This window comes from Gammaproteobacteria bacterium (genome assembly GCA_016716465.1).
GTDB lineage: Bacteria > Pseudomonadota > Gammaproteobacteria > SZUA-140 > SZUA-140 > JADJWH01.
In genome coordinates this window covers 1,309,475-1,331,722 of record JADJWH010000001.1, presented here as the reverse complement: position 1 = coordinate 1,331,722, position 22,248 = coordinate 1,309,475, and the positions used below count along the sequence as shown (strand labels likewise).

21 protein-coding genes and 1 tRNA gene are annotated in these 22,248 nt (G+C 54.5%); 11 read left to right on the top strand and 11 right to left on the bottom strand.

Annotation, left to right across the window (positions count from 1 at the left end):
* Positions 1-231: 231 nt before the first annotated feature.
* Positions 232-3,873, bottom strand: coding sequence for a hypothetical protein (locus IPM20_06400; GenBank protein MBK9131254.1), 3,642 nt, complete (start codon positions 3,871-3,873; stop codon positions 232-234).
* 109 nt (positions 3,874-3,982) lie between these two features.
* On the opposite strand from IPM20_06400, the gene IPM20_06395 reads away from it, so the two are divergent.
* Complete coding sequence (locus IPM20_06395) at positions 3,983-4,225, top strand: helix-turn-helix transcriptional regulator (protein ID MBK9131253.1); 243 nt, start codon at positions 3,983-3,985, stop codon at positions 4,223-4,225.
* Between the two features lie 965 nt (positions 4,226-5,190).
* Here the strand turns inward: IPM20_06395 and IPM20_06390 are convergent.
* Positions 5,191-5,511 carry a hypothetical protein gene (locus tag IPM20_06390; GenBank protein MBK9131252.1) on the bottom strand — a complete coding sequence of 107 codons (321 nt, stop codon included), beginning with the start codon at positions 5,509-5,511 and terminating at the stop codon, positions 5,191-5,193.
* A 98-nt stretch (positions 5,512-5,609) separates the two neighbouring features.
* Between IPM20_06390 and IPM20_06385 the strand changes: the two genes are divergently transcribed.
* Entirely contained in the window at positions 5,610-5,819 is a 210-nt protein-coding gene (locus IPM20_06385; protein ID MBK9131251.1) for a hypothetical protein, read from the top strand.
* A 331-nt stretch (positions 5,820-6,150) separates the two neighbouring features.
* Here IPM20_06385 and IPM20_06380 read toward each other — a convergent pair whose 3' ends face one another.
* Entirely contained in the window at positions 6,151-7,548 is a 1,398-nt protein-coding gene (locus IPM20_06380) for a hypothetical protein (GenBank protein ID MBK9131250.1), read from the bottom strand.
* On the bottom strand, positions 7,514-7,918 hold the full coding sequence (mobC, locus tag IPM20_06375; GenBank protein MBK9131249.1) for a plasmid mobilization relaxosome protein MobC: 405 nt from the start codon (positions 7,916-7,918) through the stop codon (positions 7,514-7,516). Before mobC ends, IPM20_06380 begins: the two co-directional genes overlap by 35 nt.
* 442 nt (positions 7,919-8,360) lie before the next feature.
* Between mobC and IPM20_06370 the strand changes: the two genes are divergently transcribed.
* The 3 genes from IPM20_06370 to IPM20_06360 all read left to right on the top strand — a co-directional run bounded on the left by IPM20_06370 (position 8,361) and on the right by IPM20_06360 (position 9,873).
* Positions 8,361-8,726 (top strand): hypothetical protein, encoded by a 366-nt coding sequence (locus IPM20_06370; protein MBK9131248.1) that lies wholly within the window; start codon positions 8,361-8,363, stop codon positions 8,724-8,726.
* Positions 8,727-8,977: 251 nt separating this feature from the next.
* Entirely contained in the window at positions 8,978-9,277 is a 300-nt protein-coding gene (locus IPM20_06365) for a hypothetical protein (protein ID MBK9131247.1), read from the top strand.
* Positions 9,278-9,342: 65 nt separating this feature from the next.
* On the top strand, positions 9,343-9,873 hold the full coding sequence (locus tag IPM20_06360) for a hypothetical protein (GenBank protein MBK9131246.1): 531 nt from the start codon (positions 9,343-9,345) through the stop codon (positions 9,871-9,873).
* A 32-nt stretch (positions 9,874-9,905) separates the two neighbouring features.
* Here IPM20_06360 and IPM20_06355 read toward each other — a convergent pair whose 3' ends face one another.
* The 5 genes from IPM20_06355 to IPM20_06335 are packed head-to-tail and all read right to left on the bottom strand — an operon-like array spanning position 9,906 to position 15,493.
* Positions 9,906-10,691 (bottom strand): hypothetical protein, encoded by a 786-nt coding sequence (locus IPM20_06355; GenBank protein ID MBK9131245.1) that lies wholly within the window; start codon positions 10,689-10,691, stop codon positions 9,906-9,908.
* Position 10,692: 1 nt separating this feature from the next.
* Entirely contained in the window at positions 10,693-11,820 is a 1,128-nt protein-coding gene (locus IPM20_06350) for a hypothetical protein (protein MBK9131244.1), read from the bottom strand.
* A gap of 11 nt (positions 11,821-11,831) precedes the next feature.
* A complete protein-coding gene (locus IPM20_06345) occupies positions 11,832-12,185 on the bottom strand; it encodes a hypothetical protein (protein ID MBK9131243.1) in 354 nt (117 codons plus the stop codon).
* 30 nt (positions 12,186-12,215) lie between these two features.
* Positions 12,216-14,837, bottom strand: a complete 2,622-nt coding sequence (locus IPM20_06340; GenBank protein ID MBK9131242.1) for a type IV secretion system DNA-binding domain-containing protein — start codon at positions 14,835-14,837, stop codon at positions 12,216-12,218.
* Positions 14,834-15,493, bottom strand: a complete 660-nt coding sequence (locus IPM20_06335; GenBank protein ID MBK9131241.1) for a hypothetical protein — start codon at positions 15,491-15,493, stop codon at positions 14,834-14,836. Before IPM20_06335 ends, IPM20_06340 begins: the two co-directional genes overlap by 4 nt.
* Positions 15,494-15,813: 320 nt before the next feature.
* On the opposite strand from IPM20_06335, the gene IPM20_06330 reads away from it, so the two are divergent.
* The 3 genes from IPM20_06330 (at position 15,814) to IPM20_06320 (ending at position 17,662) form a co-directional block, all read left to right on the top strand.
* The gene (locus IPM20_06330; protein ID MBK9131240.1) at positions 15,814-16,005 is read left to right on the top strand and encodes a hypothetical protein; all 192 of its coding nucleotides are present in this window, start codon (positions 15,814-15,816) and stop codon (positions 16,003-16,005) included.
* 291 nt (positions 16,006-16,296) lie between these two features.
* A complete protein-coding gene (locus tag IPM20_06325; protein ID MBK9131239.1) occupies positions 16,297-17,304 on the top strand; it encodes a hypothetical protein in 1,008 nt (335 codons plus the stop codon).
* 46 nt (positions 17,305-17,350) lie between these two features.
* Positions 17,351-17,662 carry a hypothetical protein gene (locus tag IPM20_06320; GenBank protein ID MBK9131238.1) on the top strand — a complete coding sequence of 104 codons (312 nt, stop codon included), beginning with the start codon at positions 17,351-17,353 and terminating at the stop codon, positions 17,660-17,662.
* 280 nt (positions 17,663-17,942) lie between these two features.
* Here IPM20_06320 and IPM20_06315 read toward each other — a convergent pair.
* A tRNA-Leu gene (locus IPM20_06315) sits at positions 17,943-18,029 on the bottom strand.
* Between the two features lie 95 nt (positions 18,030-18,124).
* Complete coding sequence (locus IPM20_06310; protein ID MBK9131237.1) at positions 18,125-19,336, bottom strand: site-specific integrase; 1,212 nt, start codon at positions 19,334-19,336, stop codon at positions 18,125-18,127.
* Positions 19,337-19,596: 260 nt separating this feature from the next.
* On the opposite strand from IPM20_06310, the gene queA reads away from it, so the two are divergent.
* The 3 genes from queA (at position 19,597) to yajC (ending at position 22,238) form a co-directional block, all read left to right on the top strand.
* Complete coding sequence (queA, locus tag IPM20_06305) at positions 19,597-20,619, top strand: tRNA preQ1(34) S-adenosylmethionine ribosyltransferase-isomerase QueA (protein ID MBK9131236.1); 1,023 nt, start codon at positions 19,597-19,599, stop codon at positions 20,617-20,619.
* A 109-nt stretch (positions 20,620-20,728) separates the two neighbouring features.
* On the top strand, positions 20,729-21,856 hold the full coding sequence (gene tgt, locus IPM20_06300) for a tRNA guanosine(34) transglycosylase Tgt (protein MBK9131235.1): 1,128 nt from the start codon (positions 20,729-20,731) through the stop codon (positions 21,854-21,856).
* A gap of 43 nt (positions 21,857-21,899) precedes the next feature.
* Positions 21,900-22,238, top strand: coding sequence for a preprotein translocase subunit YajC (yajC, locus tag IPM20_06295; GenBank protein ID MBK9131234.1), 339 nt, complete (start codon positions 21,900-21,902; stop codon positions 22,236-22,238).
* Positions 22,239-22,248 lie beyond the last annotated feature (10 nt).

Genomic DNA, 22,248 nt, shown 5'->3' with positions numbered 1-22,248 from the left:
AATCAACGGCGCACCGGACGGAAACGACCGTGACTAGTTCGAAAAGGGCTGAAGCGAAGCCGGACTATGAAGGGTGCTGATCGACCAATAGAAAGGCGGAACCGGGATGGAAAGAAGCCCCTTTCCTTGCAGTCAAGGAGACATGAACGTTACGAAACCAAAGGGTCGGACTTCCGCCCTGGGACGATGAATGCGCGGGGATGCCCGAGGCACCCCCGCGCCGCCTCCGATTTAGAAGCCAGGCCTCGCCCGCATGCGGCGGAACACCGCGAACAGGCCAAGGATTGCCAGCATCAGGGGAGTTGTCGCGCCGCCGCCACCCTTCTTCTTTCCCGAGCCAGAGCCGGAACCGTTCGTCGCCGCGCAGGTGACAGATATGTTCGTCACATTGGCGTCGCCAACCGTGCCACCGCTGTTTGAAACCGAACAGGTTTGCCCGGTCGGCTGGGTAGCGACGGCCACGCTATAGCTGGATCCGGCGGTCATGGTTGTTGCAAAGGTGAATCCTCCATTCGAGGAACGCGACAGGCTGTCGCCGCCGTTATTTCTCAGCACGACCGTGCCGGTCAGGCCGGAAATCGTGCCGCCTATGGTGTACTTGGTTTTGCACGTCACCTGGACGCCGGTGACATTCCCGCCGCTGACAGTCCCGGAACCATTCGTGACCGAACAGGTCTGTCCGGCTGGCTGGGAAGAAACGGTGACATCATATGTGGCTCCATCCGCAAGCACCGTCCCGAACGTAAAATTGCCGTTCGTCGTCAATGACAAGGTGTCGCCGCCGTTATTTTCCAGCACGACCGTTCCCGTCAGCCCAGAAACCGTGCCGCCGACCGTGTAGTCGTCATCGGGGATGTCGCTGCAGGTCACCTGGATAATGGTTATGTCGGCGCTGCCAACAGTGCCCGACCCGTTGGAAACGACGCACAATTGCCCGTCCGGTTGCGTGTCCACCGTCACCGAGTAGGCCACACCGCCCGCAAGCTCTGAATCGAAGGTAAAGCCGCCGTTCGCGAATATTGTCTTGCTGTCTGTGCCGTTGTCCTTGAGGACCAGGGTGCCGCTCAACCCGGAAACGGTGCCTCCGACGCTGTAGGTGACAGGCGGATTGTCGCTGCATGTGACCTGGATGTTTGTCACGTCGGCAGTATTGATGATCCCTGCGCCGTTCGACACCACGCAGGTTTGCCCGAGGGGTTGGGTGAAAACGGTTACGTTATAGTCATCCTCATCCCTGAGTTCGGTCGGGAAGGTAAAGTTTCCGTTGGCCGATCGCGTGAGGCTGTCCGTGCCATTGTTCCTGAGCACGACAGTCCCGGTTAGACCGGAAATCGTGCCACCTATCGAGAAGGTGCCGACGAACAGCGTGGTATTGGCGTTTATATCGCCCACGGCGGCGGTGATGAGGGTATGTCCCCGGACAAGGCCGAAGGCTGCGCCATAGCCGTTGATGGTGCCGACCGGCTCGTCGTCGCTCTGCCAGGTAAGGGCATTCAGGGCGGATTGCACCATGCCGTTAGCGAGAGCCGGTGTCCCGCTTCCACCGACCTTGACGGCGGTTCCAAGCTGGCCGAGATTGTTATAGCCCCAGCACCGCATTGATGCGTCGGAAAGCACGGCGCAGGTATGGTTGGAACCCGCCGAAATGGCAGTGGCGGTCTTGATCCAGAGAACCGCGGCAGGGGTGCCTGAATCCGAGGCTCCCCCGTCGCCCAACTGCCCGTACTCGTTGTCTCCCCAGCATTTCAGGGAGCCGTCGTTCAGCAGGGCGCAGGAATGAAGGGCCCCTGCGGTCATGGCGACGGCGTTTGCAAGGCCGCTGACGGAAACCGGGGTGAACGTCGTAATAGTCGTGCCGTCGCCGAGCTGGCCGTCGCTGTCGTAGCCCCAGCATTTGGCCGATCCGTCCGCAAGCAGAGCACAGGTATGGGACTGGCCTGCGGCAACAGCAACGGCATTGTTGATGCCGCTTACGGTGGTCGGCGTGGATACGCCGCTTGTGCTGCTGTTAAAGCTGGTGCTGGCGCCGACCTGGCCGCGCTGGTTGTAGCCCCAGCACTTCACGGTTCCGTCGCCGATGGCGGCACAGGTGTGCAGGGCCCCGGCGGCGATGGAAACCACATTGGCAAGGCCGGTCACCGTGACCGGGGTCGTCAGGGGAGTGGAGATTCCGTAGTTGGTGGCAACTCCGAGTTGGCCGCGCAGATTGTTTCCCCAGCACTGCACCGTTTTGTCTGTCAGCAGCGCACAGGCGTGGGTTTGTCCGCCTGTAATCGCAGTGGCGGCATAGGTGGTGCCGTCGATGGCGCTCACCGACACGGGAACATTGCTGCTTGTCGTCGTGCCGTTTCCGAGATTGCCGTAAGTATTCCGGCCCCAGCATTTTACGCTTCCATTCTCAAGCAGGGCGCAGTTGAAATACTCACCACTGGAGCCTGTCACGGCTACAGCGGTCGTGATCCCACTTGTTACGACCGGCTTGAAGGAAGAGGTAGAAAGGCCGTTCCCGAGATCTCCGGCAACATTGTCGCCCCAGCATTGCAGGGACTTGTCATCGAGCACCGCGCAGGTCGTGGAGGTCCCGCCGCCTATTGCGGTTGCGGTCGTCATTCCGTAGACCATGGCGGGAGTGCCGGAGGCATCGGAATCGCAGGTGAAGGAGGCGGGGCAGTTTCCGATCTGGCCCAGATTGGAAACGCCGCCCCCTCCCCAGCACCACATCGACCCGTCTGAAAGCACCGCGCAGCTATGGTATCTTCCAGCGGAAACGGCGGTGGCATTCCCGATCCCGTCTACTTCCAGGGGGATCGAGGAGTTCGTTTCCGTGCCGTCTCCAAGCTGTCCTGCGTAATCTGCTCCCCAGCATTTGATACCGCCATTCGCAAGCAAGGCACAGGTGTGATCCATATGCGCCGAGATTGAGATGGCAGTGTCGAGGCCGCTGACCTGGACAGGCGTGGAGGAAGTAGTGGTGGTCCCGTTGCCAAGTTGACCCTGGTTGTTCACGCCCCAGCATTTGGCGGATTTGTCTGCCAGCAGGGCGCAGGCGAAATAATTCCCGACCGTCACCGCCGTGGCGTTGTTGATGCCGCTGACCTGCACGGGCGTGGTCGAGAGACTTCCCGTGCCGTTCCCGAGGTCGCCGTTTCCGCCGCCGCCCCAGCACCACACGGTCCCGTTGGACAGTACCGCGCAGGACGTTAACTGATAGCCCGTCGCAACCGCGACCGCGCTGCTGATGCCGCTGACCGTGACAGGGGTTGAGGAACTCGCCGTGGAACCGGCTCCCAGATATCCGAGTCCCCAGCATTTGACAGTGCCGTCCGAGATTAATGCGCATGAACGCTCATAGCCGCTTGCAACCGCTACGGCGTCGCTGATGCCTGTGACCTCTACAGGCGTGGAGGAGTTGATAGTGGAGCCGTTGCCCAGTTGGCCAACAACGTTCAGGCCCCAGCAGTAGACCGATCCATCGGCAAGAACCGCGCAGGTATGCTCGTACCCGGCGGCGATCGAAACGACCTCGTCCAGGTCCGTGACGGCCACGGGGGTTTCGGAGCTGGTGGTTGTTCCATTGCCAAGCTCGCCGGCGAAGTTCCCTCCCCAGCACTTCACTGTCCCATCGGCAATGATCGCGCAGGTGTGCTGGGTTCCAGTCGCGATCGGCGCACCGGGCATCGCCCGCACCGAGCCGTCGCTGAAAGTCCCTGTCGCCGTGAACGGCTGTATGCGCCCCGCGCTGATAAGCGGGTTTACGGGCGTGACGCTGATTGAGGAAAGGGCAGCACTTGCGGGCCCGTGCAGGGCAAGGCCGCAGATCAGGGCGATGAAAAGGATCAATGCGATACGCGGACGGCTGCTGCACACTTTCATAGCAATACACTCCTTCTTTTTGTGATCCGGTTATCTGAAAAAGGGATATTTTTACGCCGGATAATATCTGTTTTACAGATATCTAAAAAGGGGATTTATAAGTTATGGAATGACAAAGAGTATTTCCCATCGGAACCACAAGGTTCTTCTGGAACTGCTGCGGGAAGCCCGTACGGAAGCCGGGTTGACTCAAGTGGAGGTCGCAAAGCGCCTCCACCGCCCGCAGTCCTTTGTCAGCGACTATGAGACAGGGGTGCGCAGGCTGGATCTGATCCAGCTTCAGGAAGTCTGCAAAATACTTGGGGTGAGCCTGACGCAGTTCGTCAAGCGCTTCGAGAATTCATCCAACTAGGTTCAACCTCACCGGTTTCTTTTGAGCAGCTATGGCAGCAATTAGCAACGCGCTATCTCGTAGGGATAGACGAGTGCAGCAAGGTTGTGGTAGCGAATGGAGCGGGCCGCGCAGCAACACGGGAGCGTCAGGACACACGCAGCCTGGCCTTGCGGCGAACGGAGCGGCGGCTAGGGTGTGCGTCTATGAGGTCAACAAAGGACAGGAGGTAATGACGGGGGCAGAAGACCCTGCGTCCGCACACCTGAATTAGACATAACGGCGCACCGGACAGGAACGACCTTGGCTGACTGAAAAGGAGAAAAGCGAAGTTAGGCCGATTCGATTACTGATCGGCTCAACAAATCTGAGGAATGAAACGACAAGGAAGTATGATTGCTATATATTGGCTTTTGTAAAAATTATTCACAAAATCTTTTTGCAAGATCTGAAAGAAACTGAATGAAGAATCCAATCCCAATAAAGCTTAATCCCTGTAAAGATACTATTACTTTATCTTGGCTAATTAGTTTAATTTTCTCGCCCTTTTTTGCATAACATCCCCGCCTAAGACTAGAAAAAAAAACTCCTAACGATTGTATGAAATTTAACTGATTTAGGTAAGCATTGGCCATAAAAAATGCACCAAGAGTTTGTAGAGCGAGTCCTATCAATGGTGATATGTCGATAATAATTTGAACTATCTGAATTTCTAGAATCTTACACATATTGATGCTTTCAACATTGGAACGGGGGGTAAATTTTTTCGATACTTACTTTTTTATTCTCTGTACTTAATAAAAGCTCAATTACTGCCCCACATTCATATAACAAAACTATCCCCTTAGATACCTCCTTTGCTTGATACTCGGCTGTGACGCGCTCTAATTTACGAAATAAGCTGCTAAGACATCTTAGGAAATTTTCCGATTCATCAACGTAGTCTAAAGCACCAATATCGACTTTGACTGTAACTGGCCCAATTTTCATTTATGTTTATTCTCTCTTCCATGTCTAATTCTTTTCAGAAACTCGTCAGGACTTATCCCATCTGTTTTTCCAGTGTCCTGAAACAACTTATTTTTATTTACAAGGTAAGAAAAGTGAGCGGTATCTTTTGCGAGATCTGCGGTCGCTTTTAATAAATAGTACTCACTTGGTTCTAAAACAACAGCTAATGGTTCGCCTTCGTCATCTCGTATTATCAAATGGTCCTTCAATTTCTTATGAAAATTCTTATCGTTTCCTAATATAAGATCGCTAAGAATTTTCAAAAGTACTACTACTATGTCTGTCTTTATAGTCATATTCGGTAATTGTTAAGTTATTTCCTAAATAAAATTACGATTATTGAATTGACATTCAATACACATTCGAGCAATAAGAATTAACTAGGAGAAGAAATATGATTCTAACATATGAAAAGTTTAGCAAGCTCTTTAATAGTGAAAGCAAGAAATTACTTGGGATTTCTGCTGACGAGAAAGTTGCAGTACGTGCTTGGCGCAACTATTTAAACACCATATCTGCTATGAAAACTACAGGAAAATTATCTTTCGAAAAGGGCACTGATAATACCTTGAAAGTATATTTTGAACCAAAGTGGAATAATTAGTTATGCTCAATTTTCTAAAATAATATGAATACACAGAGCTAGTTAATTATTAAGAATTAATTAGTTAGTAGCTGCTAATGGTGCGGCTTGTGGAAATTCTTCGACTTCCATAGCGACCTCAAGCGCCGTCTTCTCTCGCGATCTGACTTTTGGATCGACCCAAGAAAAGCTGAAACAACCGGCACCGATTTGGCAACGGCCAAGAATTTTGAAACCGGCGCGGACTGAGTAAACGCACCCATGAACCGCGACCGGACCGGCGCGGGTGGCGTACTGGCAACCTGTGGTGGGAGAAAGCGGCTCGGCTTGGGTTGCAGGAAGCGGGAGCCGCTCAGAGTGTGCGTTTGGGCGGCCTGTCGGGACCGTCCCTGGTGCGTTGCTCCTCTTTTTCTCGGGCGCGTTTTTGTTCATCCAGCAAGCGCCGCGCTGTCTCCCAGTCGCGCAGATGGCGGTCAAGGTCGTCCTTAAGGCTTTCAGTCTGTTCACGGTGCTTCTGGGCGTGGCGCTCCTTGAGTTCGGCCAATTCATATTGCGCCTCCAGATTGAGGCGGGCACGGAGATCCTCGCGCTCCTGCTTCTGGCGGTCCGCAAGCTCCTTGCGTTTCTGCAGGCGGGCCGCGTCCTGCTCGGCGGCGCGTTTGGGACTTATGCGTCGCTTGACGGCTGAAACGAACCCGCTGCGCTCGCGGTGCTGTTGTTCGCGCAGTCGCCGCCGCTCTGCCGCCTGCAGCGTCTTCTGGTCTTCAAGCTTTTCCCGGCGTTCGGTTGCAAGCACGCGCCGTAGGTGCTTGAGCTCCGCCGCCTGCCCCGCACGTAGTTTCTCGCGTTCCTGGGTGTAGCGTTCCTTCAAGGCAAGCTCAAGCGCGGCGGTCTCCGTATCGCCCTTGCGCCGCTCACCTTCCGCCCGCTCCTTCATTGCCTGCTTTTGGAGTTCTTTGGCCTCGTCAACGGTCGGAAGCTCATCCCGGTCAATGCTGGACATGAAGGCGCGGAGCTCTTTGGCCGTCGCGCCGCGTATTTGGCGGCTGAGGCTGTAGACTTCACTCATCGTATCGACGATCACGAAGTCGCGCCGGTCGCCCTTGGCAAGGAGGTATCCTTGCTCCTCGATGGCAGCCTGCAAGGCGGAAGCCGAGTCCGATTGTTCATACAGGCGGGTGATCGTGTTCTTGCGCTCACGGGGGTCAATGCCGGTGCGTTCGCTCTGCTGCCATTCGGCGAAGTTGATGGCTTCACGCGGCATGTCGGATTGGATTGACCGGTCCCGCTTGTCGTGTTTGCCGGGCACGTGCTCGTGCCCGAATTCCTTTTCCAGTTGCTGGGAAGCGCGTTCATGCGCGAGGTAATTGAAACTGTCGGTGCGCAGCGTCATGGTGTCGATGTCGGTGCGCTGCCAGACGACATGGATATGCTCGCGGCCCTCCTTCTGGTGCATGACGATCACACGGGGCTGGCCTTCGAGGCCGAGTTCCTTTTCGAGCACGCTTACGGAATGCAGCCACTGTTCCTTCGTCATGACGTAGTGCTCGGCGGGGTCGATGTTGGCGTGATACAGGCCCTTGGTGCCCCGCGTGCCTCCGACCAGCAACTGCCAGTCCCGGAAGGTCCGGGACAAATTGCCGTGCATGGAGGTGTTATCAAGGACGAGCACGCGCTCGTTGGTGTCGGTGCGGAGCAGGTGACGGGCGAGCTGTTTAGGACCGGACCGGCTTTTGCCCTTGATGATCATCGGGCGGACCTTCCTCCGGCTGCAAGCCGAGGGCGCTGTATATGGCGGCGCGGATGTCGAGGACGGCGTCAAGCGCGTCCCGGAGTTCGGGCGGAGCAACGCTCCCGTTGGAGTTGAGGCGGTGGGCGATCTGGTTGATGTTCCCACCCACCTTGCCGATCTGCCCGAGGACGCGGCGCAGCAGTTCCTGATCGACCGTGGGGCGGCGCTTGGCGCGGGGGCCGGTGTTGCCGAGCATAGCGGCGCGGGCGAAGGCCCCAACGGCCAGGCCCCGCTCGGTGGCCCGCGCTTGCAGCGCGTCCCGTTCCTCGCCGGACAGCCGGACGGTGATGGTATGGGGCCGCTGGCGCTTGTCGCTTCCGCTGGTCATGTCGCCTCCCTCTCTCCCGCCGCGCCGCCGGGGTTCCAAGGGGGCCAGCGAACGCCGGTGCCCCTTTGGTCCGGGTCCAGGGCGGACAGCCCGCCTGGTCGCGTCCAGGAGCGACGCCCCCCTTGGTCATGGGGTTAACGATGCCAATAAGGCATCGTTAACGGGAGCTCGAAGGCTCCCCTGTCGGGGGATGCAACGGGGGCGCAGCGTCCCTTGCCAAGCCGCGCGGTGTTACCGCGCATGGCTTGCACACCCTGATTACCAGAATATCACGGTAATCGTTAACGAAAGATAAAGGGTGTGTCGGCGGAAGGCCGAGTGATTCGATGGTTAATTATACTACGGAACAATAAGTTATGGTAATTGAATCGCCGGTGCAAAGTTATTTTCCCGGCTCCGCGCCTCTGGTAATTCTGGAGGGGGCGACATGAAGGAATGAGAAATGACGGAATGGATTCCGGTCGGAGCGGCGTTTATCCAGGCGGACGTGATTCGCTGTAAAGAGAGCATCTGGGATCAGCGCCGGACCAGAAAGGGCCGGGCGTTCCGGCTAGGTGAAAGGCTGGTCATCGCGGAGGTCTTAAGCGAGGAAGACGAAAAGGGCTGGGTGTGGCTTCTGGTGGTGGGCTGCGAAGTCCTGTCGGAGAAGCCGTCCCGCCGTCCGAGAAAGCTGGTGCTGGACAAGGGGAGCAAGATCAAGCGCAAAAGGACGACGCTTGCACGCGGCAATATCGAACGGTTGCCGTGGAGCGAAGAATCGGCTCGCCTCCTGCTGGCGAGCCGGTTTCTCCGAAATAGTACATATTAGTCCTTGCTGATTATTTTCCATATGGTCCAAATAAACCATCTTTCAATGAATAGCCCTTTGGTTTTAGTAAGGGGCGAATCAATACGCGCAATTGTAGACAATAAATTTTTCGGTAATGAAATACCTGTTTCTTCACTATCAATTGACATAGAAAAATTAACCACATAATGGGTTTTTTCTTTTGGATTAAAGAATCTTGTTGACTCTGTAAATCAGACTCGCTAATCCATAATCGAAGAAAGGATTAGCCAATGAAGGAAAAATTCAATAATGGCCGCGAAGACGGTCCGACAATGAAAATACTTAGAAATGGAAATAAGGCGTGGTTTTACAATGGTAAGCTGCATCGTGATGATGGGCCTGCGCTTGAAACTGTTGATGGTGAAAAATACTGGTTTAAAAATGGAGTGCAGCATCGAGACGATGGGCCAGCATTTATATCAAGTAATGGTGACAAAGAATGGTGGTATGAGGGGAAGCAGTATCGCGAAATAGAATTTGCATTAGCTAAAGAACGAAATATATTTTGTAAAAAATTCGATCATCATTAATTTGACCTAGCCATCAAGCTGTAAAATAATCTACTATCCTATTGTTTACATCTTGGGAGGTTGTAATGTCGCTTACGCCCCTTGAGGTTCTTGAGGCTATTGACGCCTCTACTACAGTGGGAGTGGCAGCAACTCTTACTGGTTTGAGTCTGACGGCGGCCTCGCTGCTCATAAACGTTGTTAGAACACAGGGTGACCGAGTAGATTCATTAAGAGAAAAAATGGAAGCTAGGCAGAAGGATTGGGCTGACCTTAGGAGTGATGGCGGGGCGAGTAAGGAAGATAAAGCAGCGGCTGAAAGGTTGCATGATAGCGCGGTAAGGAGGCATAAAGACGCAAACGAACTTGCTAATGATGTAAGGAAAGCATTGCAGACGTTAATTTGGGCATTTGTTCTATTTTCAATTAATCTTGTAGAAGCACTATCACTGGATCCACTCGTCGATAATTCCATAGCTGTACTAAAAGATGAAGCTATCAAATATATCCAATTATTATCAATTGATGTGGGTATTTCGACAGGTACCATGGCGTTAGGAATAATTTTCCTTTGGGCGAGTGCGCGAGAGATATACAAAGCGATACCCCATCTTTAAGTCCTCATTTAACCCTTGAAGCCTATTATCAATCATGATAACGAAGCGGTGCATGTAGTTCGATAATTTCTTATCGTTTCAGTCGTTGCAATATTTTTATAAATTACATTTAGCTGGTATTGAGCACTACCACCTCCACCAAAGGCTTTTGATTCACTCCAAGCCGTCGCAATTACACATACTTCCTTTTTATCATCGGATATTTTTGGTGCAGTCACCGAGCAGCGCCCTCCATGACATGACAGTTCATGAGTAGAGGCGGAGATAATTTCCTGGTCAGGTCCTACGCTATAACATAAAGATTCTCTCTGAGTGTTTTTGCCACCCTTAACGCCAGGGCTACTAGCCGTTGCACCACCTCTCGTCGAAGCTGTTTTGGGTTCCTGATAATTGCTGACCATATCTGTTACACAGGCTGATATTTTAATATCCTCCTGTTTACTCTTTATTTCGAGGATTTTGTCGTATGCTCCGTCGAGTATCGATTTCTTTTTATCAAGGCAATCAGAAGATGATTGCTCACCACAGGATATTGAATTGACGAGTTGGCAAGTTTGATATTGATATGTACTTGCAATGTTCATCCAAGTATCTGGGTTAGTGTTTGCAAATTTTGCGGTTAATGATTTGCCAAGAGCCGTTTTAATTTTACCCTCAGCATCTCTTATTGTAAGATTTCCCTCAATATCCAACCCTTCATTTACAGTTAGCTCTGTGGGTTTTGCACAAGAGATGATTTCGGTTTTATCGCATGCGCATAGAAGCAGAAAGGCTAGGCCTAGAGTTAATAAAATATATTTATTGTTTATATAGTACATATTACAAATCCAGTAGTGCGCTTGGGCTGTAGCTTACAGAGACCGATGAGCCAGTCTCATCTCCCGTGTTATCAATTTTTCTCTGTTTACCAGCTCGAAGGTTAACCCATAAACTTTCAGAGGCTTTAATATCTAAGCCAAAGGCACGTTTAAATGTTCTATTAAGAGCTGTCGGAGTATCGTCGCTGGTGTTACTGCCTTCAATGAGGGCGCGAATGGCTGGTGACCCAATTGCTATTCTAAGGGTAGTAAGGTTGCTATTTTCCCGATCAGGAGAATCTTCTGAAAGGGTATCCAGCACAGGGGCATCTGAAACATGCTTATATGCACCAGTAATACCGATAGCAGTATTATCTGTAGCGTCGCCAAAACCCCAAGATAGACCAATTACCTCGGTTCGACCTAAAGAATGATTGTCACCTCCAGATTCTGGTTGATATTCCCCAGTTGCCCATGAGAACCATAAGCGGGATACATTCCACCTCATATTTTTGGTGCTTTTGGCCATACATGAACTCGCACGCTTATTAACCTCTTCTTGATATTTCTCCCATTCTTTATCTGTCTGATCTGGTTTTAAAGGTATAAGCAGCACACAGAGATCATCAAGATTATTACCATCAGCTTTTTCTAAAGCTTTCCAATAAGCTGTAGACGGGTCATCCTTATCCGGTTCCAAATAGTAGCTGGTTTCTATAGCAACAGCGCGCCGTTCAAATGAAACATCATTCGAGTCAGAAGTACCTTGGGCATAGCTAAATGATGTAGCAGCCCAAAGGCGTGCTAAAAAATTCGTGTCATATGTAGATATGCTTAATGGCATAAGCGAAGTTCTGGCAGGCGAAATTGATAGGCCAAAAGCGTCATCACTATTTAATGCCTTCAAGGCTAGAGTTAGGTTTCTTGGGTTTTGAATAACGGTAGTATCATCCGCTGAAATACCCAGGAGTGACATCGCGGTCACATTACCAGGCGCAGTTTCTACAACTGCTTTTGATAGTTCAACATTACCTTTGGCACTATTTATTATGTTCGTCTGCTTATCCGCGTCCGTCTGTGGCACATCGTCTGCTGACGCAGAAAGTGTAAAAAGAAAGAAGAAAGAAGCTATGATATAAGATGATTTCATTTTCGAATCCCTCATTGGACATCAATGACAAATTGGTTTTTATAGAACTTTGAATCATGCGGATTACTTGTCGTGTCAACATTGCCACTGTCTGAGCCCACTGAAGTGCCATTTACTAACATATCGAAGTCATACACGCCGTTAATAGATTCTTCCATACGACATACTAAAACCGCTGTATAAGAGCCTTTTGGAAGATTAGCTGAATGTGTTTCGTTTTTTTTGGTCACATTTTGAAATAGACTACTTCCGGCTAAGTCCCAGCCCTGCGGAGTTGCTCTCCAAAAGTCTATCCTAGCTGTGATTACTGTTCCGCCATTACGATTTAGTACCATTGAAATAGGTTTCTTCGATGTGATTTGCATTGCCTTCTCCCTTGTTAACCCAATCTTCGATTAATATTCATGCTTCAACTCGATAATATCCTGCCTCGCCACTCCGGCCCGCTGGATGTGGGCGAAGGCGTGCCAGCGGCCCATGGCGATCACATCTGAAATCGTCATGGCCGGAGCCAGGCTGTTTCCTTCCGTTCTGTAGCGCCTCTCCTGATCCTCTGCCCGCCATGCGGCCTGTTGCTGGGCGCTCAATTGCGCGACGCCAACCTTGTCGGGGATGAAGCGCTGATCCGCTTCATAGGTGCGCCGCGCCGATGCCTGCCCGACGGCGGGACCGGAAAACAATCCTTTTGCCGCCTTGAAGAAAAATGTGGGTCCGGCATCCAGCTTGCTTGCTGTCTCGTCGATTGGGTCTAATGGCGTCCAGCCGCTGACCAGCCGACGCTGGTCAAGGCTTTCCCACTGGCCGTCGTCGAAGACGCGGTTGCGCTCGAATTCCCCCGCGCACCAGCAGGCGTAAGAAACCGTCGCCTGATCCTCGCTGCGCAGGAACACCTTACTGCGCGTTTGTTGCAAAAAGTTGTCCGCCGCGTCCTTGCCCATCGCCTGCTTGAGCGCGGCGACGGTTTGCGTGGCGAACACGCCCGCAAGGCCAGTCGAACGCGCCACGTTCCAGAAGGTGGCGTCACTCAGGCCCGAGCTCGGGTCCACCGTCACGATCTCCTGAACCTCGTCCATCATGACGAGACAGGGCCTGTCCTGCGGCGTGGGGCCGTCCTTGCCCTTCAGGGCGGCCTCGCGCAGGCGGGCTTCACGGTAGAGCGTCGTCTTGAGCAGCACCGCGACCAGGCGCGCCGCGATGCCTTCCTCCAGCGTGGACAGCGTGACCAGCACGACCTTGCCATTCAGGGGCGCGTCGAGGCTCACGGTATTGGACGCAAGGCCGGAGGCGAAGCGCTCGCGCAGCATCGGAGCGCCCGCGAAGTTGTCCATCAACTGCGAAACGTTGGCAATGATCCCTGTCCGGGTGTCCTTCGCCATCTGGCTCCACGCGCCGGACAGGTATTCCTGGCTGGCGATGATGGCGGGACCGGAGAGGTTCTGGCGTTTTTCCTCAAGAGCGTCGTATGCCTCGCGGTCTCCCTTGGCTAGGGCCTGGTTCGTCTCGTCCATGAGCTGCCTGATCTCATCCGCGAGGGCATCGAGCGCGGATTTCATCTTGTCTGGGTCCAGCACTGCCTGGTAGGCCCACCACAGGCTGTAGGGGTGAACGACAGCGCTTTCGGCCTTTCCCTGCGGCGTCTGCGCATAGGCGCGGCCAAGCGTCAGCATGTGACGCATGACGTTCGAGGCCATGTCCGGCCAGAACGATTCGCGAGAGCTTCCGCCGGTCTGGTGCAGGACCGAGCGCAATGTCGCCGCGATCTGGTTCGGCGTGAGCTTTTCGCAGATGTTCACGCCCTTTTCATTGGGGCCGGTGCCGATCCAGATGAGGTCGCCCGAGCGTCCCACTTCGCCCGCGATTCTCTCTGCATCGCGCCACAGGACGCCCTTCGCGTCCGTCACATAGGCCCCGAATTGGCGTTGCTCCAGCACCTGCCGCAACAGCGGCTTGAGTACCGCCGTGGTCTTGCCGTCGCCCGTGCCGCCGAACACCATCAGGTGCTGGAAGAGCGACTCGCGGTCCAGCGCCAGCGCCTGGCCGGGCGACGGGGCGGCCAGATCGCCGCGCACGCGCATCGTGCCGGTGCCCGCGCCGATGGTGAACAGCGGTGAGTCCTTCAGGTAGCCCGTGGCGTGGCGCATCTGCCTGACATAGGAATTATGCGCGAGCGCCCGCGCCTCGGCGCGGTAGGGCCAGCGCACATGCGCGTCCTTGGAGATCAACTCGTAGGGCGCGGCCTGCTCGCGCCGCCAGTATTCGATGGCGGTGATGGCGATAAGCAGGCCCGCGCCAACGGACACCAGCGCCCAGGCGAGCACGAAGCCGACCGAATTCACAAGCGCGTGCAGGGCGCTGCCGAAGGCGTCGCCGATCACGGCGGTCCAGACGGACCAGCCGGAGACATAGACCGGCTCCTCATGCGGAAACTGCTCCAGCAGCACCTTCGCCGCGTCGGTTTCCGGCGTGCCGGGGGTCAGAGTCAGGTTCAGGATTCCAATAACGATCAATGGCAGGAGGAAGGTCAGCAGGGCGGCGGTCAGGCCCAATTGACCGGCCTTCTCCTGCATCGCCGCCGTGAAATGGCGGTCCGCGAGCCACGGGATATCCCGCCCGCCGACCAGCTTGCCGTCCTCCCACAGGGGCCGGACGATATCGGGCGGAACGTCCTCGTAGAGAAAGGGGTAGCGCTTCTCCGGCCAGAGCTCCCTTGCAACGGCTTCGCGTTCTCCCCGGTTAAGCGGGTTTGACGACCGAATGCCGAGCCGCTCGACGCCAGCGGCAAACAGAGCGCCCACGCGGGACGCGTAGGGCACGCGGGCAATGCCCCACGTCAGGGGATGCCAGAAGGGAACCGCCAGGGCTCCGATGACGAAGAGCGCCGCCGCCGGAAAGACCATGAGGCCCTTCCAGAGGATTTTCCGCACGAAGGGCACCGTCATGATGACGGAAAGGGCGACGAACAGCGTCACGATCATGCCGATCCATCCCATGCCAAGCAGAGCGGGAAGCGTGTTCATGGCCGGGCTTCCCTTGGCGTCAGGGTCCGCAGGGTTTCCGGGATCGTGCTGGGAGATAAGGGTTCGCCGCGCCCGCACGGAAGGGATCCCGGAACGGCGAGGCAGTAGAAATCCCACTTCTGCGGGGATTCCACCCGGTGATACAGGCTGAACACGCGGCCTAACGATACCTGTTGTCCGACTTGGGCATTCGGCGTGAAGGCGGCTTTGTTGACATAGAAGCCGACAAGAATGTCGCGCCTTGTGGCGACTGCGATGATCTTGCCCGGCGTCCAGTCGCCGGTCCAGAACTCCTCCGGATCAAGCTTGATCACTTCGGACGGCAGCTCGCCGGTGTTGCTGAGGAGTTGTGTCAGGCGGTCGATGATCTCCTGGGTTTCCGGCAACGCGAACGCCTTGGCGGAGTCGGTCGGCAGAGTCTGGGGCGGAGCGCCTTTTGATGCCAGGAATTGAGCAAGCGCCTGCTGACGAGCAACTACCAGTTGCTGTTTGGCATCGGCGATGTGCGGGGCCGGTTTTACATCCGGCAAGATGCGGATGCCGATCAGGCCGAGAATAATCAGGGAAATGCTCGCGACGACAATAAACCTGGCGGTGCTACGCCATCGGGCGGCACGTACATGTCCCTCTGTTACCAGCAGCTCCCACTGCGGCACGGTTCGATCCCTCCCCAAGGACCTCCCCGAATAGATTACTCTTTGTGTTGAATATTGCCAGAGAACACGGAATGGCTAATCCGTTTCGAGACGGTTCTAATACCTCCGGGCTAGGCGTAAAGCGTCATTTTCTCCTTAAACACCGTCCACAACATTCACGTCCTTTTCATCCTTGACCATGGCAGCGGTTCGTCCCGATAGCCGCAAACCTGAAGGCTTTTCCACTTCGTTTCAACGAGTGCGGCTGGCCGATACGCGCTGCCGGGGCCTGCGTCATGAAGGCCGCGATGGTCGCGGTCGGAAGACAAAGGAGAAAAGTCATGACTTACTTCGTCACCCCGTCGGAACTCGAACATCTCAGCGAAACGGAACTACGCTCGAAACTGTTCTACCTGGCGCAGGAACTCCACCGCATAGAGGAGTCGCAATTCGAGAGGAAGCTGGTCCTTGCCGCGATCGAAAACGTGCAACGCGCACTGCTGCGCAAGAAGCACAAGGGTCCGAAATTGTAAAAGGTACACCGATAATGGAAGTGCCTGCAAGAACAGGCACTTCCATTGCTTTAGTTGCTGACCGATCTCGACAATATTGCCTAAAATTGCAAACGATTATTCTTCAGGGCATCCTAGAGAACTCAACCACTTTGAAAACATGGCGAATGTTATTGCGTGCTGAAAAATTGGCGTGTGATTGAGCATGTAACGGAGAATTGTAGCTTCCGAGTCCGTTCAGCCCCCGTTCAGAATTCATCTGGTATTTATGTTTCTGTAGCTGGAGTTATCTATAACAAGAGGGTACTAACAATGAAAATCCTTGCCAATAGTTATGGGTTTATTTTCACATTACTTCTTCTAGCTAATAGCTCTCCGGCCTTGTCTGACGAAATTTCAGATAAACTTAAAGACGGATTCAGTAATATCTTTAAGCAACTACAGGCTCAGAACAATACTTCTTCGCCATCTGATAGCACATCTAATACCATAGATCAGAAAGCCCTACCTCAGAAAGAAGCAACTCAGATATCAAGTAATGCTGAAACCTCATCTAACGCTACTTCTTTTCAAACTGATCTTGTGGGAGTAAAACTAGGGATGACAGTAAATGAAGTAAGTTCGGCGCTAAATAAATACATGCCGGGAGCGGATATTATTGAAGTTCCCGCAATAGTCCCAGATGTTCCTTCCAGTAATTATGTTTCCGCATTAAAAGTTACTAAGCCTGGCAGCAATAATAACTCAGAAGAGCGCATTAATGTTTTGTTCCCTGCGCCACAGAACTCAGAAAAAGCAGTAGCTATTTTTCGATATATACATTTTGCTGTGAATGAGCGCACAACGCTGGAAAATCTAGTTAACTCACTAAAGAAAAAGTATGGGAAATTATCGTATGATAAGGATGAATCAAATTATGGCATTACATCAAAATATCTAATATGGGTATGGAGCCAGGATGGATCTCTGCGCACAGTGAATCCATATGATACAGCAACGTTGAAACTTGCTGGAATCAACATAATTAATGTTGGTGACAACCTGGATTCGGATGCCTTTAAAATTACATGGCTGAGAAATGGCGACTACAAAAATATTATTCACGGATGTAAAAACTCAAGCATCGGGTGTAGTACAGTCCTAAGCGCAAAGCTAACTCATGAAAATGGTCTAGTTACTATAGCTTTCATTTCCGCCATAGATATTGCTGCATGCGATATTGCTTCCGCTAACACTGAAAAATTTGTGGCGGAATACAAGCAGAGTGAACAGCAGAAAGCTTTAGACAAGGCAAATTCACAAAAAGGTCCAGCGCTATAACTCTTTATAGATTGGATTTCTTCTTCTCTTTCAAAAAGGGGACGACATGAAAATTATAATTGCCGGTGCTGCCGTTACGCTTCTTGCCGCTTGCGGACAAGGTGCTTCTTCCATGGCTACTTCCGGATTGTCGGGGGTATATGGAGGCAATGAGTGCCTATTCCAAGACCTCACTTTCAAATCTGACGGCTCCGTCAGATTCTCGCAGTTTGGTAGCGACGAATGGGGTGATTACAAAATCGACGGAGACAAGGTTCTAATCAACACAAACAAAAGGAGCGTTGCTTTTACACGCAATGGTGATTCACTGGATTTTTATATGAACGGACAAAAATCGTTCGTTTGTAATAAAATGTAATTGCCAGCATTACAGTGATCTCAATTTAGATGTAACTTATAAGTTTAATAAGTTGTTAGCCTACACGCGATCATCTATGCCGTGGTATGTGCAGAAGCGTTTGGCTGACATGTTTGTTATTGAGGGGCTATTGGAAGTTTAATATGCGATGGCCGAGTCCCGTTCGGTCCTCTATGGCCACCGTGCAGGCTGTTCAGCCTGCACTTCGCAAAACCCGGTCGAGCGGTTCCGCTCTTCCCGAAAGCCTAAAGTGTGAAAAAAAGAAAATTGAAAATGAAAGTGGTGCGGGCGGTCGGAATCGAACCGACACTCTGTCGCCAGAACTGGATTTTGAATCCAGCGCGTCTACCAGTTCCGCCACGCCCGCAGATTGGATTCGTCACGTAGTATATTGACGACGGAAAAATAGAGAAAGCTATTTTAACGATTATGAGATTTATGGCAATTGGAGTTTTTGTAGTCCTATTTACTTCCTTTCTTGCGCTTCGCGTCAGCTCCGCCCTTAGGCTTGCGGCTGGATGGCCGCTTCTTCACCGTGTTCACCGCTGATGCGTCTATCATATCCTTGATGTGAGACGCATAGAATTTCTCGATCATCTCGACGCTGGTACGGCAGTTCTTGGCTACCTGATAGATGTCCGCCCCTTCCATCAGCCTCAGGCATATGTAGGTATGGCGAAGGCTGTAGGCCGTTCGGGTCAGGCCTTCACGATCCTTTTTCAGTCCTTCTTCTTCCAGGATTGTATTGAAGAGCTCGCGCTGAATCTTCCCAAAAATAAGGTCTGTTGGTTTTGGATTGGTTCTCTTTTTCAGCCGTTCAAACGGCATTACGGCTCCCGGCATACTTTTACAGTAGCCGACGCCACGTTTGCCCCGAACGCTGATTTCCAGGATGGTCTTGTGGGTGCTGTCGTCATCCACGATTTGCACATCCCTGTATTCCAGCCTGATCGCTTCATCAGGTCTTAGCCCTGTATTCACCATGAACAGGACGAAGTCATGCATTTGCTCGCACGCGTATTTCCAGCGCGGATTAATCGGTTTCTCCGCTCTGCGGCGGGTTGCCTCGTAAAGCTTTTTATATTCCTCGGGCGAGAACCATGCCCGATGAGAAATCTTCGGAGAAGTTTTGTACGGCGGAGAAAGATCGGGGATGTATTCTATCCATCCATGTCGCTGCGCGGTCTTCAGGATATGGCGCAGCGTGATTATTTCGGTGTGCAGGGTACTGCGGGCGGGTCTCATCGGCTCACCCGTTTCAGGATGCTTACGGGAGGTCATGCGATGAACCCGGTACTGCTGGACTAGGCCGGGGGTGATTTCCGGCAAGGTTTTATGCTCGAAGAAGGGCATCAGGTGAACCCTGATCTTGTCCTTCAGGGTGGCAACATACTTGGGGCTGCGTTCCCCGAGGGTTATAGCTTCGAATTCTTGCTCAAACAGGGCGGCGGCTTGCTTGAATGATTTGCCGCTCTTAAGCTCACCAGACCGGAGCTTGCCTTTCAGGCTAAGATACCAGTCTTCGGCAAAATCCTTTGCGTGGGCCAGGCTGTCTTCTTTTGTTGATGTGCGCCAGTTTTTGCCATCGAGGAATGTGGAGCACTGCCAGTAGTTGCTGTTCTCGCGTCGATAAACGTGGAGCTTGCCTCCCATCAATTTATGTTTTTCTGGCATGATGGCTTCCTGATACAATACGCCCACAAATGTGTAATTTGTGTAACATATGTGTAAGTATATTCAGGAAGTTTAAAATTGTAAATATGTTTGTTTTTATTGGATAATTTAGATTAATGACGTGAAGGAAATTGCATTTTGAGTCCGGCGCGTCTACCTGTTCCGCCACCCCGGCGCGCAGCGTGAGAGTATACAAGCCCCCGTACGGACATGACAACAAAAAGCCCCGGCTGCGGCCACCGCCCGCCCGCACCAATGTGATGCGTCGCTCCGATTTTTTCTACGACCTGCCCGACGAGCTTGTCGCCCAGGCCCCGCTGCCGGTACGCAGTCACAGCCGGCTGTTGTGCCTCGACAGGGACGGCGGGGAATGCCGGGATCGCATGATCGCCGATCTGCCCGGCCTGCTGCGGCCGGGCGATCTGCTGGTCTTCAATGACACCCGCGTCATGCCCGCCCGCCTCGCGGGCGTCAAGGACACCGGCGGGCGAGTCGAGGTGTTGGTCGAGCGCGTGCTCGCGCACGACACGGCCCTGGTGCAGATCCGCGCCAGCAAGCCTTTACGCGCCGGCGGCCGCGTGATCCTGGAGGACGGGACGGGTGCCGAGGTGCTCCGGCGCGCGCGGGGGGGATTCTATGAGCTGCGGCTGGACGGCGGTAACGGCATCAGCGAGCTGATGCATTCGCGGGGTGCCCTGCCTTTGCCGCCCTATATCACCCGTCCCGCAGACGAGGTTGACCGCGAGCGTTACCAGACCGTCTTCGCGCGCAACGAGGGCGCGGTCGCGGCGCCGACGGCCGGGCTGCATTTCGACGCGGACCTGTTCGAGCGACTTGACGCGGCCGGTGTCGCGCGCGCCCGGATCACGCTGCATGTGGGCGCCGGGACCTTCCAGCCGGTGCGCGTAGAAGACCTGGCGCAGCATCGCATGCACAGCGAGCGGGTCGAGGTGGACGCGCGGACCTGCGCGGAGATCCGTGCGGCGCGGGCGCGCGGCGGGCGCGTAATCGCGGTCGGCACGACCGTGGTGCGCGCGCTGGAGTCCGCGTCGGACGCGGACGGACCGCGGCCGTTTCACGCCGAGACGGATATCTTCATCACTCCGGGATACCGTTTCCGCGCCATCGACGGCATGATCACCAATTTTCACATGCCGCATTCCACGCTGCTCATGCTGGTGTGCGCCTTTGGCGGCCATGGACCGGTGATGTCGGCGTATCGCCACGCGGTCGAGGCGCGCTACCGCTTCTTCAGTTATGGCGACGCAATGCTCATCGTCTGACGGGCGCAGGGTGCAAAGAGAGGGCGAAGATGCATAAAATAGGCGCGACCGGGCCACGGCGTGCGGTCGCGATTTTTCCCCTTGCATCCCGAGAAGCGCATCTGACACGATGAAATTCACCTTGCTTTCCACCGATGGCGCGGCGCGGCGCGGCCGCCTCGAATTCGCCCGCGGCACGGTCGAGACCCCGGCCTTCATGCCGGTGGGAACCTATGGCACGGTCAAGGCCATGTCCCCCGGGGAATTGCGCGCGGCGGGCAGCGAGATCATCCTGTCCAACACTTTTCATCTCATGCTGAGACCGGGCGTCGAGGTGATCGCGGCGCACGGCGGCCTGCACGAGTTCATGGCCTGGGACGGGCCCATCCTCACCGACTCGGGGGGCTACCAGGTGTTCAGCCTCGGCGACATGCGCAAGCTCACCGAGCAGGGGGTTCATTTCCGTTCGCCCGTCGACGGTTCGCCCGTGTTCCTGGGTCCGGAGGAATCCATTGCCGTCCAGCGGGCGCTCGGGGTGGACGTCGTCATGGTATTCGACGAGTGTACGCCGTATCCGGCCACCGAGGACGAGGCGCGCGTTTCGATGGAGCTGTCGCTGCGCTGGGCCGAACGGAGCAGACGGGCCTTCGACGCCGACGGAGGGCGGTCCGGAGCGGCGCTGTTCGGCATCGTGCAGGGCGGGATGTACGAGGGGCTCCGTGAGCGTTCGCTGCGCGGCCTGCGCGAGATCGGGTTCGACGGCTACGCGATCGGCGGGCTGTCGGTCGGCGAGCCGCGCGGCGAGATGCTGCGGGTGCTGGATTTTCTCGCGCCCGGGATGCCGGAGCGCGCGCCGCGCTACCTGATGGGCGTGGGCAAGCCGGAGGACATCGTGGAGGCGGTACAGCGCGGGATCGACATGTTCGACTGCGTGCTGCCGACGCGCAACGCGCGCAACGGTCATCTGTTCGTCGAAGGCGGGGTGATCAGGATTCGCAACAGCGCCTATCGCAGGGACACGCGTCCGCTCGACGAAAACTGCGGCTGCCCCACCTGCCAACATTACAGCCGCGCCTACCTGCGTCATCTCGCGGTGTGCAACGAGATCCTCGGCGCGCGCCTGAACACCCTGCATAACCTGTATTACTACCAGTCACTTATGCAGGGATTGCGCGCGGCGATCGCGGCGGGAGAACTGGACGGATACGTGCGGCGCTTTTATGAAAAACGCACCCAAAACGGGGAGCCTGTGGCATAATAGCCGGCTTTATGGCCAGGGTTGAAATAACAGGAGCGTGATCATGGACTTCTTCATCAGTGACGCATGGGCCCAAGCCGGGGGGGCGCCCGCGCAATCCGGATTCGCCAGCCTCATTCCACTTATCCTCATTTTCGTCATTTTCTATTTTCTCCTGTTGCGGCCGCAGATGAAGCGCGCGAAGGAGCTCAAGAAGATGGTCGCCGCGCTGGCCAAGGGCGACGAGGTGGTGACCACCGGCGGGCTGCTCGGCCGGGTCACCAAGGTCGACGACAATTTCGCCGCGGTGGAGGTTGCCGACGGCGTTGTCGTCAGGGTGCAGAAGTCGGCCATCACCTCCATGCTCCCCAAGGGCACGCTCGGCAAGGACAAGGGAGACTGATCCGGTCCGC

Bases quoted from the DNA above. Each gene is read 5' to 3' on its own strand.
- IPM20_06400 (MBK9131254.1), bottom strand. From the start codon at position 3,873: ATGAAAGTGTGCAGCAGCCGTCCGCGTATCGCATTGATCCTTTTCATC.
- IPM20_06395 (MBK9131253.1), top strand. From the start codon at position 3,983: ATGACAAAGAGTATTTCCCATCGGAACCACAAGGTTCTTCTGGAACTG.
- IPM20_06390 (MBK9131252.1), bottom strand. From the start codon at position 5,511: ATGACTATAAAGACAGACATAGTAGTAGTACTTTTGAAAATTCTTAGC.
- IPM20_06385 (MBK9131251.1), top strand. From the start codon at position 5,610: ATGATTCTAACATATGAAAAGTTTAGCAAGCTCTTTAATAGTGAAAGC.
- IPM20_06380 (MBK9131250.1), bottom strand. From the start codon at position 7,548: ATGATCATCAAGGGCAAAAGCCGGTCCGGTCCTAAACAGCTCGCCCGT.
- mobC (MBK9131249.1), bottom strand. From the start codon at position 7,918: ATGACCAGCGGAAGCGACAAGCGCCAGCGGCCCCATACCATCACCGTC.
- IPM20_06370 (MBK9131248.1), top strand. From the start codon at position 8,361: ATGACGGAATGGATTCCGGTCGGAGCGGCGTTTATCCAGGCGGACGTG.
- IPM20_06365 (MBK9131247.1), top strand. From the start codon at position 8,978: ATGAAGGAAAAATTCAATAATGGCCGCGAAGACGGTCCGACAATGAAA.
- IPM20_06360 (MBK9131246.1), top strand. From the start codon at position 9,343: ATGTCGCTTACGCCCCTTGAGGTTCTTGAGGCTATTGACGCCTCTACT.
- IPM20_06355 (MBK9131245.1), bottom strand. From the start codon at position 10,691: ATGTACTATATAAACAATAAATATATTTTATTAACTCTAGGCCTAGCC.
- IPM20_06350 (MBK9131244.1), bottom strand. From the start codon at position 11,820: ATGAAATCATCTTATATCATAGCTTCTTTCTTCTTTCTTTTTACACTT.
- IPM20_06345 (MBK9131243.1), bottom strand. From the start codon at position 12,185: ATGCAAATCACATCGAAGAAACCTATTTCAATGGTACTAAATCGTAAT.
- IPM20_06340 (MBK9131242.1), bottom strand. From the start codon at position 14,837: ATGAACACGCTTCCCGCTCTGCTTGGCATGGGATGGATCGGCATGATC.
- IPM20_06330 (MBK9131240.1), top strand. From the start codon at position 15,814: ATGACTTACTTCGTCACCCCGTCGGAACTCGAACATCTCAGCGAAACG.
- IPM20_06325 (MBK9131239.1), top strand. From the start codon at position 16,297: ATGAAAATCCTTGCCAATAGTTATGGGTTTATTTTCACATTACTTCTT.
- IPM20_06320 (MBK9131238.1), top strand. From the start codon at position 17,351: ATGAAAATTATAATTGCCGGTGCTGCCGTTACGCTTCTTGCCGCTTGC.
- IPM20_06310 (MBK9131237.1), bottom strand. From the start codon at position 19,336: ATGCCAGAAAAACATAAATTGATGGGAGGCAAGCTCCACGTTTATCGA.
- queA (MBK9131236.1), top strand. From the start codon at position 19,597: ATGCGTCGCTCCGATTTTTTCTACGACCTGCCCGACGAGCTTGTCGCC.
- tgt (MBK9131235.1), top strand. From the start codon at position 20,729: ATGAAATTCACCTTGCTTTCCACCGATGGCGCGGCGCGGCGCGGCCGC.
- yajC (MBK9131234.1), top strand. From the start codon at position 21,900: ATGGACTTCTTCATCAGTGACGCATGGGCCCAAGCCGGGGGGGCGCCC.